Source organism: Modestobacter sp. VKM Ac-2978 (genome assembly GCF_026968025.1).
Taxonomy (GTDB): Bacteria; Actinomycetota; Actinomycetes; order Mycobacteriales; family Geodermatophilaceae; genus Modestobacter.
Map to the genome: position 1 here is coordinate 284951 of NZ_JAPVBP010000005.1, position 16856 is coordinate 301806.

The 16856-nt window shown below is 74.4% G+C and carries 16 protein-coding genes; 9 read left to right on the forward strand and 7 right to left on the reverse strand.

The window, feature by feature from the left end; genetic code table 11:
- Positions 1-11: 11 nt before the first annotated feature.
- Positions 12-1244 carry a metal-dependent hydrolase family protein gene (locus O2W53_RS14490; RefSeq protein ID WP_269163750.1) on the forward strand — a complete coding sequence of 411 codons (1233 nt, stop codon included), beginning with the start codon at positions 12-14 and terminating at the stop codon, positions 1242-1244.
- 42 nt (positions 1245-1286) lie between these two features.
- Here the strand turns inward: O2W53_RS14490 and O2W53_RS14495 are convergent, their stop codons facing one another.
- From O2W53_RS14495 to O2W53_RS14515, 5 genes are all read right to left on the reverse strand, one after another.
- Positions 1287-2513: a M20 family metallo-hydrolase gene (locus O2W53_RS14495; RefSeq protein ID WP_269163751.1), complete on the reverse strand. Its 1227-nt coding sequence runs from the start codon at positions 2511-2513 to the stop codon at positions 1287-1289.
- Positions 2510-2956: a RidA family protein gene (locus O2W53_RS14500; RefSeq protein ID WP_269163752.1), complete on the reverse strand. Its 447-nt coding sequence runs from the start codon at positions 2954-2956 to the stop codon at positions 2510-2512. Before O2W53_RS14500 ends, O2W53_RS14495 begins: the two co-directional genes overlap by 4 nt.
- Positions 2953-4146: an amidohydrolase family protein gene (locus O2W53_RS14505; RefSeq protein ID WP_269163753.1), complete on the reverse strand. Its 1194-nt coding sequence runs from the start codon at positions 4144-4146 to the stop codon at positions 2953-2955. The genes O2W53_RS14500 and O2W53_RS14505 overlap by 4 nt, the downstream gene beginning before the upstream one ends.
- A 1-nt stretch (position 4147) precedes the next feature.
- Positions 4148-5098, reverse strand: coding sequence for a threonine/serine dehydratase (locus O2W53_RS14510; protein WP_269163754.1), 951 nt, complete (start codon positions 5096-5098; stop codon positions 4148-4150).
- Positions 5099-5271: 173 nt separating this feature from the next.
- Entirely contained in the window at positions 5272-6786 is a 1515-nt protein-coding gene (locus O2W53_RS14515) for a M28 family peptidase (protein ID WP_269163755.1), read from the reverse strand.
- 338 nt (positions 6787-7124) lie between these two features.
- Here O2W53_RS14515 and O2W53_RS14520 point away from each other — a divergent pair, with 338 nt between their 5' ends.
- Positions 7125-8225: a DUF3048 domain-containing protein gene (locus tag O2W53_RS14520; protein WP_269163756.1), complete on the forward strand. Its 1101-nt coding sequence runs from the start codon at positions 7125-7127 to the stop codon at positions 8223-8225.
- A gap of 60 nt (positions 8226-8285) precedes the next feature.
- Here O2W53_RS14520 and O2W53_RS14525 read toward each other — a convergent pair whose 3' ends face one another.
- A complete protein-coding gene (locus O2W53_RS14525) occupies positions 8286-9128 on the reverse strand; it encodes a hypothetical protein (RefSeq protein WP_269163757.1) in 843 nt (280 codons plus the stop codon).
- A 186-nt stretch (positions 9129-9314) separates the two neighbouring features.
- Here O2W53_RS14525 and O2W53_RS14530 point away from each other — a divergent pair, with 186 nt between their 5' ends.
- Both O2W53_RS14530 and O2W53_RS14535 read left to right on the forward strand, forming a co-directional pair.
- Positions 9315-11192 (forward strand): metallophosphoesterase, encoded by a 1878-nt coding sequence (locus O2W53_RS14530; protein WP_269163758.1) that lies wholly within the window; start codon positions 9315-9317, stop codon positions 11190-11192.
- A 164-nt stretch (positions 11193-11356) separates the two neighbouring features.
- Positions 11357-12124 (forward strand): biosynthetic peptidoglycan transglycosylase, encoded by a 768-nt coding sequence (locus O2W53_RS14535; RefSeq protein WP_269163759.1) that lies wholly within the window; start codon positions 11357-11359, stop codon positions 12122-12124.
- An 11-nt stretch (positions 12125-12135) separates the two neighbouring features.
- Here O2W53_RS14535 and O2W53_RS14540 read toward each other — a convergent pair whose 3' ends face one another.
- Complete coding sequence (locus tag O2W53_RS14540) at positions 12136-13299, reverse strand: RtcB family protein (RefSeq protein ID WP_269163760.1); 1164 nt, start codon at positions 13297-13299, stop codon at positions 12136-12138.
- 154 nt (positions 13300-13453) lie between these two features.
- Here O2W53_RS14540 and O2W53_RS14545 point away from each other — a divergent pair, with 154 nt between their 5' ends.
- The 5 genes from O2W53_RS14545 (at position 13454) to O2W53_RS14565 (ending at position 16854) form a co-directional block, all read left to right on the forward strand.
- Complete coding sequence (locus O2W53_RS14545) at positions 13454-13930, forward strand: NUDIX domain-containing protein (protein WP_269163761.1); 477 nt, start codon at positions 13454-13456, stop codon at positions 13928-13930.
- A gap of 184 nt (positions 13931-14114) precedes the next feature.
- The gene (locus tag O2W53_RS14550) at positions 14115-14882 is read left to right on the forward strand and encodes a biosynthetic peptidoglycan transglycosylase (RefSeq protein ID WP_269163762.1); all 768 of its coding nucleotides are present in this window, start codon (positions 14115-14117) and stop codon (positions 14880-14882) included.
- Between the two features lie 51 nt (positions 14883-14933).
- Complete coding sequence (locus O2W53_RS14555) at positions 14934-15923, forward strand: TIGR03557 family F420-dependent LLM class oxidoreductase (RefSeq protein WP_269163763.1); 990 nt, start codon at positions 14934-14936, stop codon at positions 15921-15923.
- A 19-nt stretch (positions 15924-15942) separates the two neighbouring features.
- Complete coding sequence (locus O2W53_RS14560) at positions 15943-16611, forward strand: hypothetical protein (protein ID WP_269163764.1); 669 nt, start codon at positions 15943-15945, stop codon at positions 16609-16611.
- Between the two features lie 84 nt (positions 16612-16695).
- Positions 16696-16854, forward strand: coding sequence for a hypothetical protein (locus O2W53_RS14565; RefSeq protein ID WP_269163765.1), 159 nt, complete (start codon positions 16696-16698; stop codon positions 16852-16854).
- Positions 16855-16856: the final 2 nt, after the last annotated feature.

Below are 16856 nucleotides of genomic sequence, written 5' to 3' on the forward strand. Positions count from 1 at the left end.
GAAGGCACCGCATGACCCCCGCCAGCTTCCTGCTCCGCAACGTCACCGTCGTCGACGGCACCGGCTCCGCGCCCGTCCCCGAGCAGGCGCTGGTGGTCGAGGGCCGCCGGATCGTCTGGATCGGCCCGACCGCCGACGCGCCGAGCACCGCCCCGGAGAACGTCATAGACGGCGGCGGCCGCACCGTGCTGCCCGGGCTGATCAACTGCCACGTGCACCTGACCGCCGACGGTGCCCCGGACCTGATGGCGCAGACCGCCGGTGACACGGTGCCGCTGGCCACCCTCCGGGCAGCCTCCGGCGCGGTGGAGACGCTGATGTCCGGCGTCACCACCGTGCGCGACTGCGGGGCCGCCGACGACGTGGTGGTGGAGCTGGCCAAGGCGATCGACCGCGGGCTGGTGCCCGGGCCGCGGGTGCAGGCGGCCGGCCGGGTGATCACCATGACCGGCGGGCACGGGCACTTCATCGGCCGCGAGGCCGACGGCCCCGACGAGGTGCGCAAGGCCACCCGCGCGGAGATCAAGGCCGGCGCCGCGGTGATCAAGGTGATGGCCACCGGTGGCGTGCTGACCCCCGGCGTCTCACCGACCCAGACCGCGCTGCTGCCGGAGGAGCTGGCGGTCGTCGCCCAGGAGGCCCACAACTCCGGCCGCCGGGTGACCACGCACGCCATCGGCCGGTCCGGCATCCACAACGCGCTGATCTCCGGCATCGACTCCATCGAGCACGGCTTCTACCTCGACGACGAGCTGCTGGACATCGCCGTCGCCCAGGGCACGTTCCTGGTGCCGACGATCCTCGCCGTCGACGGGATCATCCGGAACGGCATGGCCGCCGGCATCCCGGAGTGGGTGGTGGACAAGGCCGAGCGGGAGGCGGCCAAGCAGCGCGAGAGCTTCGCGGCCGCGGTCGCCTCCGGGATGAAGATCGCCGCGGGCACGGACGCCGGCACGCCGTTCAACCCGCACGGCGACCTGTCCCGCGAGCTGGCGCTGATGGTGGAGCACGGCCTGACGTCGATGCAGACGATCATCGCCGCCACCCGCGGGGCCGCGGAGAACCTGGGGCTGGCGCACGAGCTCGGCACCCTGGAGGTCGGCAAGCTCGCCGACCTGGTCGTGGTCGACGGTGACCCGGTCGCCGACATCACCGCGACCGGCCGGGTGGTCCTGGTGGTCAAGGACGGCGTCGTCCACCGCGACGAGCTCCCCGACACCGGCCCCGCCGTCCCCACCGCCTGAAGCCGGGAGGGGCCAGAGTCGCGACTTTGGCCCCTCCCGAGATCACCAGGCGAGTCGGTGGAGGGCGGTGGCCAGGACGGAGGCGCCGCGGGCGCAGTCCGCTGGTGAGGTGTACTCCGCCGGGGTGTGCGAGCGCCCCTCGACGCTGGGCACGAAGACCATCGCCGTCGGCACCCGGGAGGCCATCAGCTGGCTGTCGTGACCGGCGCCGCTGGGCATCCGCCGCCAGCTGGCCCCGCACTCCTCGGCCGAGCCGCGGAGCACCTCCAGCAGGTCGGCGTCCATCGTCGCCGGCTCCTCGTCCTTGTCCCGGACGACGTCCACCTCGACCCCGTGCCGCTCGGCCACCGTCGCGCAGATCCGGTGCACCGTGTCCAGCAGGCGGTCGCGGACCCCGAGGTCGGGGTGCCGGAGGTCGACGGAGAACCGGGCCAGCCCCGGCACGATGCTCGGCTGCCCGGGCTCGACGGTCCAGCGCCCGGTGGTGACCACGGCCGGCCGGCCCTCCTGCTCGACCGCGGTGGTGATCTCCCGCGCCATCTGCGCCGCCGCCTGGAGGGCGTCCCGGCGCAGGTCCATCGGGGTGGCGCCGGCGTGGTCCTGCCGGCCGCGCACGGTGATCGTCTCCCAGGCGATGCCCGGGATGACCTCCACCAGGCCCACGTCGACGCCCTCGTCGGCCAGCACCCGGCCCTGCTCGATGTGCAGCTCCAGGAAGGCACGGAGGTCGTGCCGCTCCGCGCTCGCCACCGCCGCCGGGTCCAGGCCCGCCTGCCGCATGGCGTCGGCCAGCAGCACGCCGTCCCGGTCGCGGAGCCGGTCGGGCTCGTCGGGGGAGATCAGGCCGAGCATCCCGCGGGTGCCGAAGAAGTTGGCCGGGAAGCGGCTGCTCTCCTCCTCGCACAGGGCGACCACCTCCAGTGTGCGCACCGGGGTGCCGTGCTGGGCGCGCAGCGCGGCCAGCGCCGCCAGCCCACCGACCACGCCCAGCGCGCCGTCGTACTTCCCGCCGGAGGGCACCGTGTCGACGTGCGAGCCGGTGAGGACGACGCCGTCACCAGAGCCCGGCAGCCGCCCGAACACGTTGCCCACCGCGTCGACCCGGCCCTCCAGGCCGGCGTCGTCGATCCACCGCAGCAGGGCGTCCCGCGCCTGCTGCCAGGCCTCGTCGTACATGAACCGGTACATGCCGTCCGGGGTCTCGCCGAGGGCGCCCAGCTCGGTGACGTAGGTGCCCAGCAGTTGCTCGTCGACGTGCACGGCGGTCACGGGGCCTCGACCCCCAGCACCAGCTGGACCTCGACCGGGGTGTCCAGCGGCAGCACCGGGGCGGCGACGGCAGTGCGGGCGTGCCGGCCCCGCTCGCCGAGCGCCTCGATCAGCAGGTCGCTGGCGCCGTTGGCCACCAGGTGCTGCTCGGTGAACTCGGGGGTGCTGGCGACGAAGACGGTGACCTGCACGACCGAGACGCCGGCCAGCGACCCGAGGTGCGCGTCGGCCACGGCGAGCCCGTTGAGCGCCGCCAGCCGGGCCAGCTCCGCGGCCTCGGGCACGTCGACGGTGTCGCCGACCTTGCCGGTGCGCGGCAGCCGCCCGTCGACGAAGGGCAGCTGGCCGGCGATGAAGAGCAGGTCGCCGTGCCGGCGGGCCGGGACGTAGTTCGCCCCCGGCGGGGGTGGGGTGGGCAGGGAGATCGTGGGCGTGTCGGTCATGTCGTCCTCTCCGGGATGTCGACCAGCCGACCGCCGAGGACGACGGCGCGGACGTCGGTCAGTGCGGTCACGTCGTCCAGCGGGTCGGCGCCGGTGACCACGACGTGTCCGGGGGCGCCGACCGACAGGTGCCCCAGGTCCGGCCGCAGCAGGCAGCGGGCGGCGGTGGCGGTGACCGCCCGCAGCGCCTGCGCCGTCGTCAGCCCGATGTCGGCGACCAGCAGCGCCGCCTCCTCGGCGACCCCGCCGTGCGGGTTGAACGGGGTGCCGGCGTCGGTGGCCCCGGCCATCGGGATGCCGGCCCGCGCCGCGCGCCGCAGCGACGTGATGGCCACGTCCTGGATCTCTTCGGCTCGGGCCACCACGGCCGGGTCGACCAGGGAGCGGTTGCGCAGCATCCGGGCCACCGCGACCTGGGTGGTCACCAGCACCGCACCGGTCGTGGCCATCAGCTCGACCGTCTCGTCGTCGAGGAGGTAGCCGTGCTCGACGCTGGTCGCCCCGGCGCGCAGTGCCCGCTTCGTGCCCTCGTGCCCGATGGCGTGCGCGGCGACCCACCGGCCCTGCGCCCGGGCGACAGCGGCCGCCGCGGCCAGCTCGTCCTCGGCGAAGGGGGCGTTGCCCAGGGCTGATCCCGGGGTGAGCACCCCGCCGGTGGCGACCAGCTTGATGCCGCCGGCGCCGGCGGTCAGCTCCGCCCGGGCGGCGGCGGCCAGCTCCGCGGGCCCTTGGACCTCGACGCCGAGGTAGGGGATGTGGCCGCCGGGGGCGGTCAGCGCTCGGCCGGCCGCGGTGACCTCCGGACCGGGTACTCGGCCGGCGCCGATCTGCTGCCCGAGGGAGATCGCGACCCCGTCGGGGGCGCCGAGGTCGCGCACCGCGACGGTGCCGGCGGCCAGGGTGCGCCGGGCGTTGGCCGCCGCGGTGGCGGCCAGCTGCTCGGTGCCCGACCGCAGCACCGAGCCGGCGAAGTCGGCGGCGCCGTCGGCGACCAGGTGCACGTGGGCGTCGACCAGCCCCGGGACCACCGCACCGTCGCCGGCGTCGACCTCGGTCACCTCCCCGGTCAGGTGCGGGGCCCGACTCATGGGGCCGACGTAGGTGATCACGCCGTGCTCGATGACGACGGCGCCGTCCTGGATCGGGTCGGCCAGGACCGGCAGCACCCGGCCGCGCAGCAGCACCGGCACGTCAGACCCCCGTCTCGGGCAGCACCGACCAGGACGCCGGATCGAGGTTCGCCCCGCACACCACGACGCCCACCCGGTCCCCGGCGGCGGCGACGTGCGCGCCGGACAGCAGGGCGGCCAGCGCGGTGGCCCCGCCGGGTTCGGCGAGCACCCGCAGCTCCTCCCAGAGCAGCCGCTGGGCCTCCCGGATCGCGTCGTCGGGCACCAGCACGGCGTCGTCGACGTACCGGTCGGCGACCTCGGCGGCGATGCTGCCCAGCCGGCGGGCGCCCAGCGCGTCGGCGGCCCGCCCACCCACCTCCACGTCCACCGGGTGCCCGGCCGCCCGGGCAGCGTGCAGCGTCGGCGCCCGCTCCGGCTCCACCCCGACCACCCGCAGGCTGTCGGTGTACCAGCTGGCGCAGCCGGCGATCAGCCCGCCGCCGCCGACGGCGATGAGCACCGTGTCCAGGTCGGGCGCCTGCTCGCTCAGCTCGTGGGCGACGGTGCCCTGCCCGGCGACCACCTCCGGCTGGTCGTAGGCGTGCACCCGCAGGGCGCCGGTGCGGGTCTCCTCCTCGACGCTGGCCCGGTGCGCCTCGGCGTAGTCGCGGCCGACGGCCACCACGTCGGCGCCGTAACGCCGGATCCGCTCCAGCTTGGCCGCCGGTGCGGCGGCGGGGACGAAGATCGTCGCCCGGTGCCCGAGCCGCTGGGCGGCGTACGCGACGGCGGCGCCGTGGTTGCCGCCGGAGGCGGCGATGACCCCCGTCGCCGGGACGTCGGCGGACAGCAGGGTGTTGAACGCCCCGCGCGCCTTGAACGACCCGGAGTGCTGGAGCTGCTCGAGCTTGACGACGACGTCGTGCGGCAGCCCCAGGCCCGCACCGGCCAGGACGACGACCGGTGTCCGCCGGACGAACGGTGCGATCCGGGCGGCCGCCTGCCGGACGTCGGACCGGGTGATCGTCATGCGGTGTCCTCCTCCGGCCGTCCGGGACGACGGCTCCCGCACGTTATGCCACCCGGCCCCCGGCCACGACCGGGCCGGACGCCACAGCGGGGCCGGACGCCACAGCGGGGCCGGACGCGACAGCGGGGCCGGACACCAGCTGGTGTCCGGCCCCGCGGATGGAGCGGGAGGGATCAGGCAGCTGCGCTGTGGCCCCGGTCGCCTCCGTTCCCGTGCCCGCGGTCGAGGCCCTTGCCCTTGCCCTTCCCCTTGCCCTTGCCCGGGTGGTTGTCGGTCAGGTCGAGCGGCGTCGGGTCCTGGGCGAGCGACAGGGTGGCGAAGGCGATCGCCTGGCTGTTGATCCCCAGTGCGGTCAGGTCGACGTTGCTGAGGTCGTCGGCGGGGGAGTGGTAGTTCGGGTCGTGCGGGATCCCGGCGGTGCCGCCGAAGAGCGCGACCTCCTCCTCGGTCTTGATGTCGTCCGCGCCGGTGAACAGCCCGGTGGCCGGGATGCCGTACTCGATGAAGCCCTGGTAGTCCGACCGCCCGGAGAACTCGGTGTCGACCCACGGCTGGCGGGTGCGGTCGAAGTAGCCGGTGAACACCTGCTCCAGCGACGCCGAACCCTCCGGCACCGCGACCGGTGCGGTGTACGTCGACTGGTCGGCGTCGTAGACCCCGATGATGTGGTTCGGCGACCCGATCATGTCGAAGTTCAGGTAGCCGGCGATCTGGGCGCGCTCGGCCTCGGTCAGCGACTCCACGTACTCCCAGGAGCCGACCAGCCCCGACTCCTCGGCACCCCACCAGGCGAACCGCACGGCGTTGGTCGTCGGCTTGATCTCGGCGAGCTCGAGCGCCGTCTGCAGGATGCCGGCGGAACCGGTGGCGTTGTCGTTGATCCCCGGGCCGTCGGCGACCGAGTCCAGGTGCGCGCCGAGCATGATCACCTGATCCGTGTCGCCGTGGGGGGTCTGGGCGATGACGTTGGAGGTGGTGGTCTCGGTGACCTCGACCTGGATGTCGAGGGTGGCCAGCTGCCCGACCTGGCCGAGCAGCGCCTGCCCGGCCGCCTGGGTGAGCCCGCCGGCCGGGGCGCCGGGGACGGCCTCGCCCAGGGTGCCGTTCAGCGGCTCGTCGGCGACGTTGTTGTAGACCAGCACGCCCACCGCGCCGGCCGCGGTGGCCAGCTGCTGCTTGACGGTGAAGGAGCAGGCGCCACGGGAGATCAGCACGACGGTGCCGGCCACCGTCCCCGGGTAGTCGGCGGCCTCGCAGCCCGGCGTCGCGTCGTCGGCGGCCAGCGCCGAGAGCGGACCGGTGACCTCGCCCGACGGCGAGTACTCCATCGCGATGACGTCGACCGGCGCACCGGCCACGGTCAGTTCCTGGGCGGTCGTGGACGAGGCGACGAAGTCGAAGTACTGCCGCTCGACCTGGTAGCCGGCCTCCTCCAGCAGCCCCTGCACGTAGTCGGCCGAGGCGTCGTACCCGGGGGTGCCGCTGGCCCGGTTCCCGCCGTTCGCGTCGGCGATCTCCTGGAACGCGGCGAGGTGCGCGGCGACCTCCTCGGTCGACACCCGCTGGGCGAAGCCGTGGGGGTGGGGGTTGCCCCCGGCGCCGGCCGGTCCGGCGATGAGCACCGAGCCGGCGAAGGTGGCCGCTGCGGTGGTCAGGGTGAGCGCTGATCGGCGGGTGCGGAGCGACATGGACGTCCTCTCGGGGGAGCGGCCACCGTTCCCGTGCGGCGGCCGGTGACGGCAACCTAGGCACGGTCGGGTGTCCCCGTCGAGAGCCGGTCGACGGTCCCGATCCCGCCCGGTTCCGCATGTCGGCGACCCGTCCGCAGCGAACGTGCTGGTCGCGACGGCGGGTCCACGCGGATGAGGCGCACCGGCCCGGACGGACACGCCGCGTGACGACACACCGGGCAGCCGGTGTCGGGGGCGTCGGCGGTGCGGCAGCCCGACCACGGAGCCCCGTCGACCTACGGTGGTCCGGCCGCCCGCCGGTCGGCCCCGACACCCGCTGACGGAGGAGCACCGCCGTGACCCGTTCCCGTTCCTCCGCCGACGCCGGTCCGGCGGTCGGGCACCGCCCCCGGCGTCGACTCGCCGCAGCACTGCTGATGGGGGTCGCCCTGACCGGCGTGGTGGCGTGCGGCAGCTCGGCGGGGACGACGCCCGTGGCGCAGAGCACCCCGGCGACGACCCCGCCCCCACCACCACCGCCGCCCCCGCCGCCGGTGCTCTGGCCGCTCACCGGGCTGGAGAGCGGCCCGGTCGACCCGCGTCCCGCCCTGGCCGTCAAGGTGGAGAACTCCTCCGACGCCCGGCCGCAGACCGGCCTGGGCGCTGCGGACCTGGTGTGGGAGCAGGTCGTCGAGGGCGGCATCCCCCGTTACGTCGCGGTCTACCACTCGAACCTGCCGGCCCAGATCGGGCCGATCCGTTCCGTGCGTCCGATGGACCCGGCGATCGCCGCGCCGCTGCACGGCCTGTTCGCCTTCTCCGGTGGCCAGGCCGGCTACGTCGACGCGATCGCCGCCGCCGGGATGCAGGTGCTCAGCAACGACGCCGGCGCCGACGGCTTCTTCCGCACGAGCGACCGGCCGGCCCCGCACAACGTGCACGCCGACCCGCTGCGCCTCCTGGCCCAGGCCGACCCCGCCCACCAGGCGGCGCCGCCACCGCAGTTCGACCTGGCCGCCACGGCCGAGGAGGCCACCGCGGCGACCGCCGGCACGCCGGCGACGAACCTGGCGCTGACCCTGTCCAGGATCAGCCGCCCGCAGTGGACTTGGAGCCCGCCCGACGCCCGGTGGCTGCGGACCGAGGGCAGCACTCCCGCCGTCGGCGCCGACGGTTCCCGGTTGAGCGCCACCAACGTCGTGGTGCTGCGGGTGGACGTCCTGGCGACCGCGGCCCGCGACCCGGCCGGCAACCCGGTGCCGGAGACGGTCCTGGTCGGAGAGGGCGAGGCCCTCGTCGCCACCGGCGGGAAGACGGTGGCCGCCACCTGGGTCAAGACCGGCGTCGGGGAGCGCGTGGTGCTGCGCGGGGCCGACGGCCACCCGGTCCGGCTGGCCCCGGGGAACACCTGGGTCGAGCTGGTGCCCAACTCCGGTGGCGCGGTCGCCGTCGGCTGAACGCCGGACGCCCCGCACCCGGGAGGCCGGGGCGGGGCGGTCAGCTGTCGCTGTGGTCGGTCAGCTGTCGCTGCGGGACAGCACCGGGCGGTCCTTGGCCCACTGCAGGAAGCGCGCTGCCTGCTGCAGGTCGGGGAGGTCGTTGCCGACCAGCGAGCGGAGCAGGTCGTTGCTCCAGACCGCCAGCCGGCCGCTGGTCCACGCCGTCTTCTCCACCGGCGGGAGGTCCAGCTCGAAGACCGTCTTGGCCAGCTCCTTCTTCCCGCCGTTCGCGGCGGTGTACCGCACCACGGGCAGGAAGCGCTCGGGCTCCACGACGCAGAGGACCTTCGTCAGCAGCGCCTCCTTGAACGACGGGAAGCCCAGGCCCTTCTTGCTGCCGTCGATCAGCTGGGTCATCCGGTCCTCGAGCCGCAGGCTCTCCGGCCCGTACAGCAGGTGCTCGATCGTCTGCCGCACCTGCGCGGCCGCCTTGTCCGGGCCGGCGGTCTTCCACGCACGGTTGAAGCCGGACACGTTGCCCGGGTCGGCGACGGTCGTGGAGTTGGCGAAGTGCAGCAGCTGCTCCGGCGTCGCCGACGACAGGTTCTCGCGGGCGAACAGCGTGGCGTACCGCTCGCGGTAGGGCTCGACGTCCGGGTCCGGCTCGGGCCGGTCCATGGCGAACTCCGACTGCAGCAGCATCACCCGCTCCCGCACGTCGGGACGGACGTCGGCCGGGGTCGGGAAGGCCGCCTGCAGGGAGTCGAAGGACTGGACGGCGGGCCGGGCCGGGTCGCGGCGGGTCTCCCCGCGCAGCCACTCGGCGCCGCAGTCATCGCAGTGGATCAGCAGTCGGCCGTCCGGCTGCGGCTTGCCCGAGATCTCCTCGGAATTGCAGGTGGGGCAGGTGATCAGTGCCAAGGGAGCCCCGTTCGTCGGCGGCGAGTCAGCGAGCGCGTCGTCGTCGGTCAGCCTCCAGGGTCCCACGCCGGGGCGGGAGTGTGTCACCTCCGGCCCCGCCCTCCGGGTCGGTGACCCCCTGCCGGACGCGCCGGAGAGGCAGGGCAGGGGGACGGCGCGTCACACCACACGAGAGAATCGACCCCGATGTCCAGCACCCGTGGCGGCGACCAGCTCCCTCTCCCTCTCCCGTTCACCCGCCGTCAGGAGGCGGAGCGGATCGCCCGGCGCACCGGACAGGTCGTCTCCGGCGTCGTCCAGGTGCTGCTGCGGTGGGCGCTGCGGCTGGTCCTGCCGCTGGTCTGCGCCGCTGCGGCGCTGCGCGCCTTCCCGTACGAGGCGACCGTGCAGGGCGTGCCGTTCGAGGTGCGGGGCACGCTGCTCAGCCGGCCGGGACTCAGCGCCGACACCACGCTGGGCAGCTGGGAGTTCCCGGAGGTCAGCGGGGTGCCCTTCGGCGTGCACATCAGTCCGGTCGACGTCGACGTCCTGCAGCTCACCAGGTTGGCCGGCGGCGACCTGCCCGGCTTCGTCGAGCGGATGCAGGCCGACTTCACCGCCCAGCTGCCGCGGATCGCCACCTGGCTGATCGCCGAGTTGCTGCTGGGTCTCGTCTCCGGTCTGCTCATCGCCGCCGCGATCAACATGTCGGTCCGCTACCTGCGGGGCCGGCCGCGCCGCCCGCACGAGCTGCGGTACCGGTCGCTGCAGGCTGCGGGCGCCGCCGCCGTCACGGTGACCGTCGCCGGGTACGGGATGGTCAGCTACAACCCGAACTGGGTGCGGGACTCACAGCTGACTGGCACGCTCGCCGCGGCGCAGCTGTTCCCCAGTGAGCTGAGCGCCTACTACAGCCAGTCGAACAAGGCCCTGGACGTGCTCGGCTCGGTGGTCGGCATCCAGGCAGCGCTGCAGGCCCAGATCGAGGACGACCAGACGCCGGAGACGGCGCTGCAGATCATGACCATCTCCGACATGCACCTGTCGGCGAACTACCCGCTGGTGGCGCGGTACGCGGCCAACTACGACGTCGACCTGATCGTCAACGCCGGCGACGAGAGCGCCTTCGGCACCCGCCAGGAGCTGACCCCGGCCTACCTGGAGGCGGTCGCCGCCCTCACCGAGACCGCTCCGATGCTCTGGGTGGCCGGCAACCACGACTCCCCGGCCACGGTCGAGGTCATGCGCTCCGTCCCGGGCGTCACCGTGCTGGGCGACAAGGTCGCCACCGCGGACGGCTACGCCGTGACCGCCGGCGTCGTGGACGCCTACGGGCTCACCGTCGCCGGCCTGTCGGACCCCCGGGTCTACGGCGGCCCCGGCCGGTACGGCGCCGATACGGCCGACGTGGTGGAGCCGCTGCAGCGCGAGGCGGTACGGGAGGCCCTCGGCGTGCTGGAGGACGAGGAGATCCCGGCGGGCGAGGAGATCGTCCTCGACGAGGCCCCCGCCGACGGCGCGGTGGCAGCCGGGGACGGCGCCCTCGCCGGCGATGCCCCCCTCGCCGGTGACGGCGCCGCCGTGCTGGACGGCATCGACGCCGAGACGGGGGAACCCGTCGACGCCCTGGAGACGATCGACGTCTTCGCCGTCCACGAGCCGGTCGCCGCCGAGGAGGTGCGCGAGGTGCTCCCCGGGCGGGTCCGGCAGACGGTCTCCGGGCACGTCCACGCCCAGAACGACAGCTCCGAGGTGCAGGACGAGGACGGGGTGATCGACCTCGTCGAGGGCTCGACCGGGGCCGGCGGGCTGGACAACATCGTGCGCGGCACCGCGCGCCCGCCGATCGAGTTCAGCATCGTGTCGGTCGCCACCGACTGCCAGTTCACCCGGGTGATCCGCTTCTCGATCGAGTCGACGCAGCCGGTGCTGGTGGCCCCGCCGACGGCGGACTCCCCGCGGGACTTCGGCGACGACGTCACCGCCTCGACGGTCTACTTCCGCCCGCAGGACATCGACCCGGACCGCCTCTGCAGCACCGGGCTCGGCATCAGCGAGGAGCGCCCCTGGCCGCTGCCGGAGTGACCGTCCGCTGAGCGACGCCCGCCCCGTGCGTCCCCCGGAAGGGTGGAGTCCGGCGCCCAGGGCCGCTCCGGCCGCCGTCCGGGCTCCCCGGAGCCGACCACGGCACCGATCATGATCGGTGCCGTCCCGGTCCCGGTGCGGCCGGACGGGAAGGTGGTCGACCGGTGTCAGCAGGCACCCTGCAGCGTGCCCGGGCGACAGCCGAGCGACCGCCTCCCCGGCGGTCCTGGCCCCGGCGGGTGCTGCGCCGCCTCGGTGGGCTGGCCCTGGTGCTGGTCTTCCTGGGCGTGGCCGTGGTCGGCATCGGCTGGGCGCGGACACCGGCGGTCGACGACGCCGCGGCGCGGGTCGCGGCGCACCTGGCCGAGAGCGGTGCGCCGCCGCTGCAGGTGGAGCCCGCCTCGGCCTTCGTGCAGGCCCTGCTCGCGACCGAGGACACCGACTTCGCCGGCCACCTCGGGGTGAGCCCGACCGGGGCGGTCCGGGCGTTCTGGGGGCTGGTGTCGGGCACCGACCAGGGCGGGTCGACGCTGGTGCAGCAGCTGGCCAAGAACGTGTACCTGGACGGGGAGAACGGCCCGGTGCAGAAGGCCGAGGCCGTGGTCCTCGCGCTCAAGCTGGACGCCGCGTACAGCAAGGACGAACTGCTGCGGATGTACCTGGACAACGGGTACTACGGCCACGGCTTCGTCGGGCTGACCGCGGCCACCGAGGGCTACTTCGGGGTGCCGCCCGACCAGCTGAGCTGGGCGCAGGCGACCCTGCTCGCCGGCCTGTTCGCCGCGCCCACCGCCTACGACCCGCTGGTGTCCCCGGCCCTCGCCGGCCAGCGGCAGGCCCACGTGCTGGGCCGGCTGGTCGACGAGGGCGTGCTGGACCGCGGCGAGGCCGCCGAGATCGCCGCCGACGACTGGGGTCTGGTCACCAGCTGACGGGTCCTCCTTCAGTCGCCCTTGACGTTGACGACCTGGCGCAGCGTGTGCCGGACCTCCACCAGGTCGGCCGCGTCGGCCATCACCTGGTCGATCGGCTTGTACGCATCCGGGTGCTCGTCCAGGAACGCGTCGGAGTGCCCCCAGGCGATCCCGGTCATCCGCTGCTCCAGGTCCGCCCGGCTGAACAGCCGGCGGGCGGCGTTCCGCGAGTGGTTGCGGCCGGCCCCGTGCGGAGCCGACATCAGCGCCGTCGCGTTGCCCAGCCCGGAGACGACGTAGGACGCCGTCCCCATCGAGCCGGGGATCAGCCCGGCCTGCCCCTGGCGTGCGGAGATCGCGCCCTTGCGGGACAGCCACACCTCACGCCCGTCGTGCCGCTCACGCTCGGTGTAGTTGTGGTGGCAGTTCACCGTCTCCAGCCGCTGGACGTCGTCCCGGACGAACCGGCCCAGCTGCTCGACGACCCGGTCCATCATCTCCTCGCGGTTGAGGAAGGCGAACCGCTGCGCCCAGCGCAGCGCCTCCAGGTAGGCGTCGAACTCCGGCGTCCCCTCCTGCAGGTACGCCAGGTCGCGGTCGGCCAGCTCGACGCCCTGCGCGCGGCACCACTCCTGGGCCCGGCGGATGTGCACCGACGCGAGCTTGTTGCCGACCCCGCGGGAGCCGGAGTGCAGGAACAGCCAGACCCGGTCCTGCTCGTCCAGCGACACCTCGATGAAGTGGTTGCCCGAGCCGAGCGAGCCCAGCTGCAGCGGCCAGTTGCCGGCGGCGCCGTCGGCCTGGGCGATGCCGGGCAGCGCGCGGAGCTCGGCGACCCGGGGCTCGGCGGTGGGCCGCACCGCCTTGTTGTTCCGCCCGGCCGACAGCGGCACCGAGCGGGAGATCTGCCCGTGCAGCACGGACAGGTCCCGGCCGGCCAGGGCCGATGCGTCGAACTGGGTGCGCACCGCCATCATCCCGCAGCCGATGTCGACGCCGACCGCGGCCGGGATGATGGCGCCCTCGGTGGGGATGACCGAGCCGACGGTCGCGCCCTTGCCCAGGTGGGCGTCGGGCATCAGCGCCAGGTACGGGCGGATGAACGGCATCGCGGCGGTGCGCTCGGCCTGCTCGCGGGTGCCGGGGTCGAGGATGGACGCCCAGCTCAGCAGTCGTCCGTTGATGGTCTCCATGGTCCCTTCCCGTGTGTTCCACCCGTCCACCGAAATGGCCATCTTGGTGGACGGGTGGGGGTGTCGGTGGTGCCGCGCGGCTGGGGCAGTCAACGCGACGCCGGCTGGACCTGCACCCTCTTTCCCGGGCCGACCCCGTGCGAAGCTGCCGGGCGTGCCAGTCACGCGCAGCGCCGGGGTGCTGCTCCACCGGGTCTCCAGCGGCGGCGACGTGGAGGTGCTGCTCGGGCACATGGGTGGCCCGTTCTGGGCGCGCAAGGACGACGGTGGGTGGTCGATCCCCAAGGGCGAGCACGGCCCGGGGGAGGAGCCGCTGGACGTGGCCCGCCGCGAGTTCGCCGAGGAGCTCGGCTCGCCGGTGCCAGCGCAGGAGTTCCTCGACCTCGGTGAGCTGCGGGTGACCAGCGGCAAGCTGCTCACCGTCTTCGCCGCGGCGGGCGACCTGGACGCCGCGGCCTGCACCAGCAACACCTTCGACCTGGAGTGGCCGCCCCGGTCGGGCCGGGTCCAGCAGTTCCCCGAGATCGACCGGGCCGGGTGGTTCCCGGTCGTGGAGGCGCGGGCCAAGCTGGTCAAGGGCCAGGTGCCGTTCCTGGACCGGCTGCTGGCCCGGCTGGCCGCCCCGGCCTGACCGGGGTCCACCCAGGAGCGGAGGACGGGGTCCGCCCGGAGGTGCAGGTGGGACGACGGAGGTCAGCGCGCGGGCCGATGCGCACCGCGGGTGAACTGCGGTCGACTGGAGGAGCACCGCACCCCAGCCGAGGAGCACCGATGTCCGCACCGCACGCCCCGACGTCCGCCGGTGGGCCGGCGTGGTGACGACGGCGTCCCGGCCCACCTGGTCGCCCGCACCGGCCCCGCGGCCCCGGCGGCTGTCCCGGGGGCGCCGGGTGCTGCGCCGGGCGGTCCGGGCCGTGCTCGCCCTCGCCCTCGTCGGGCTGCTGTCCCTCGCCGTGGCCTGGCAGCTGACCCCCGACGTCGGCGACGCCCGGGACCGGGTGGACGCCCGGCTGGCGGCCGCCGCAGCGCCGCCGCTGTCCGGGCCGCTGCCGGAGCGGCTGTCGGCGGCCGTGCTGGCCACCGAGGACAGCCACTTCCGCAGCCACCCGGGCGTCGACCCACGCGGTGTGGTGCGGGCGGCCCGCGGTGCGCTGACCGGCGTCGACCTGGGCGGGTCGACGCTGCACCAGCAACTGGCGAAGAACGTCTACGAGGACGGGGAGAACGGGTTCCTGGACCGGGTCTCCGCGGTGGTGCTGGCGCTGAAGCTGGACCGCACCTGGAGCGAGGACGCCGTGCTCCGGATGTACCTCGACGACGCCTACTTCGGGCACGGCTTCACCGGTGCCACCGCGGCGGCGCAGGGGTACTTCGGCGTGCCGCCCGAGGAGCTCAGCTGGGCCCAGGCCACGCTGCTGGCCGGCCTGCTGCAGGCCCCGAGCGCCTACGACCCGGTGCAGCACCCGGACCGGGCCGCCAGCCGGCAGGAGCACGTGCTGGACCGGGTGGTGGACGTCGGTGAGCTGACCCGCGCCCAGGCCGACGAGGTGGCCACCGACCCCTGGGGCCTGGTCGTCGGCTGACCGGCCGGTTTCCGCTGCCGACCTCCCGGGCACCGCCGTCGGAGACAGCACGTGACGACGGAGGGACTCCCCATGCAGGTCGGCTACAAGCTCGCCACCGAGGCGTTCAGCCCCACGGAGATCGTCGAGCAGACGGTGGCGGCCGAGGAGGCCGGCTTCGACTTCGTCGAGCTGAGCGACCACTACCACCCGTGGCTGGAGGAGCAGGGCCACAGCGGGTTCACCTGGTCGATGCTGGGCAGCATGGCGGCGAAGACCGAGCGGATCGGCCTGGCCACTGGCGTGACCTGCCCGATGATCCGGTACCACCCGGCGGTCATCGCCCAGGCCGCCGCCACCGTGCAGCTGCTGTCGGACAACCGGTTCACCCTGGGCATCGGCGCCGGTGAACGGCTCAACGAGCACGTGGTCGGGGGCGGCTGGCCCGCCGTCCGGATCCGGCACCACATGCTCCGCGAGGCACTGGAGATCATCAACCTGCTGTGGCAGGGCGGCTACCAGTCCTACGAGGGGGAGTACCTCACGCTGGAGGACGCCCGGGTCTTCGACCTGCCCGACCAGCTCCCGGTGATCGCCGTGGCCAGCGGCGGGCCGGGGGCCTCCAAGCTCGCGGCGAAGTACGGCAGCGGGCTGTTCGCCACCGAGCCGAAGCCCGAGCTCGTCGAGGCCTACGCCGAGCACGGGGGCAGCGGCCCGAAGTACGCCGAGGTGCCGATGGCCTGGGCTACCGACGAGGACGCCGCCGTGCAGGCCGCGCTGCAGACCAGCCGCTGGGCGCTCAGCGGCTGGCCGGTGATGAGCGAGCTGCCCAACCCAGTGAACTTCGACGCGGCCAGCGCAACCGTCACGCCCGCGGACATCCAGGGCCAGTTCGCCTGCGGCCCCGACCTGTCCCGCCTCGTCGACAAGGCGCAGCCCTACGTCGACGCCGGTTTCGACCACATCGTCTTCATGAACGCCGGCCCCGACCCCGACGGCTTCCTCGAGGTCTGCAAGAGCGAGCTCATCGAGCGGGTGCGTTCGCTGACCCCGTCGTCCTGATCCCTGTGCGAGGTCTGCCGTGAGCCGGGAGGAGCGGTGGGAACGCCGTCTGGCGTTGCCGGTCCTGGTCGCGGCGCTGGCCTCGGTGCCGGCGATGTTCCTCACCTTGGCCGGCGGTCCGCTGGGCACGGCCGGGCGCTGGGTGGACATCGCCAGCGGCGTCGTCCTCGTCGGCGAGGTCGTCGTGCTGCTGGTGGTGGCCGAGGACAAGCGCGCCTGGATCCGGGGGCACGCGGGGCTGCTGCTGCTCAGCGTCGCCGTGCTGGTGGCCATCGTGCTGGCGGTCGGCCCGGTGCAGCTGCTGCGGCTGGTCCGTACGGTCGGGGCGCTCCGGGTGCTGCGGGCCGGCCGGATCGTGCGGGCCGCCCGGGAGCTCGCCGCCCGCCTGGGGTGGACCGGCCGGGCCTCCGCCGTCTTCGCGGCCGGTGCGGGTCTGCTGGCCGCCGTCTTCGTGGGTGTGGTCCTGGCCGACCCGACCTCCCGCTCCCGGTCGCTGCTCACCTGGGCGCTCGGCCCGGTGAGCCCACCGGTGGTGGTGGTCCTCTCGGTGATCGCCGGGGCCCTGCTGGGCGGGGCGACCTACCTGTTGGCCCGGGACAGCGGCCTGGGGGATGCGCCGGACGGCGAGGACGAGGACGAGGACTCTGACGCCCGGGACGCCGGCGAGGGTCGGTCGGCGTCCAGCTGAACGAGACCGCCCGGGGCCGGTTGAGCGCGCGCTGGGCGGGCACCGACAGAGGAACACCTGCCGGACGAGACGAAGGAGAACACCATGGGACTGATCAGCAAGCTCACCAAGGGCGCCGTCGCCAAGAAGGCCATCACCGAGGCCAAGAAGCCGCAGAACCAGGCCAAGATCAAGAACGCCATCTCCTCGATGCGCGGCAAGAAGAGCGGCGGCACCGGCACCAGCACCAGCCGTCGCGGCTGACC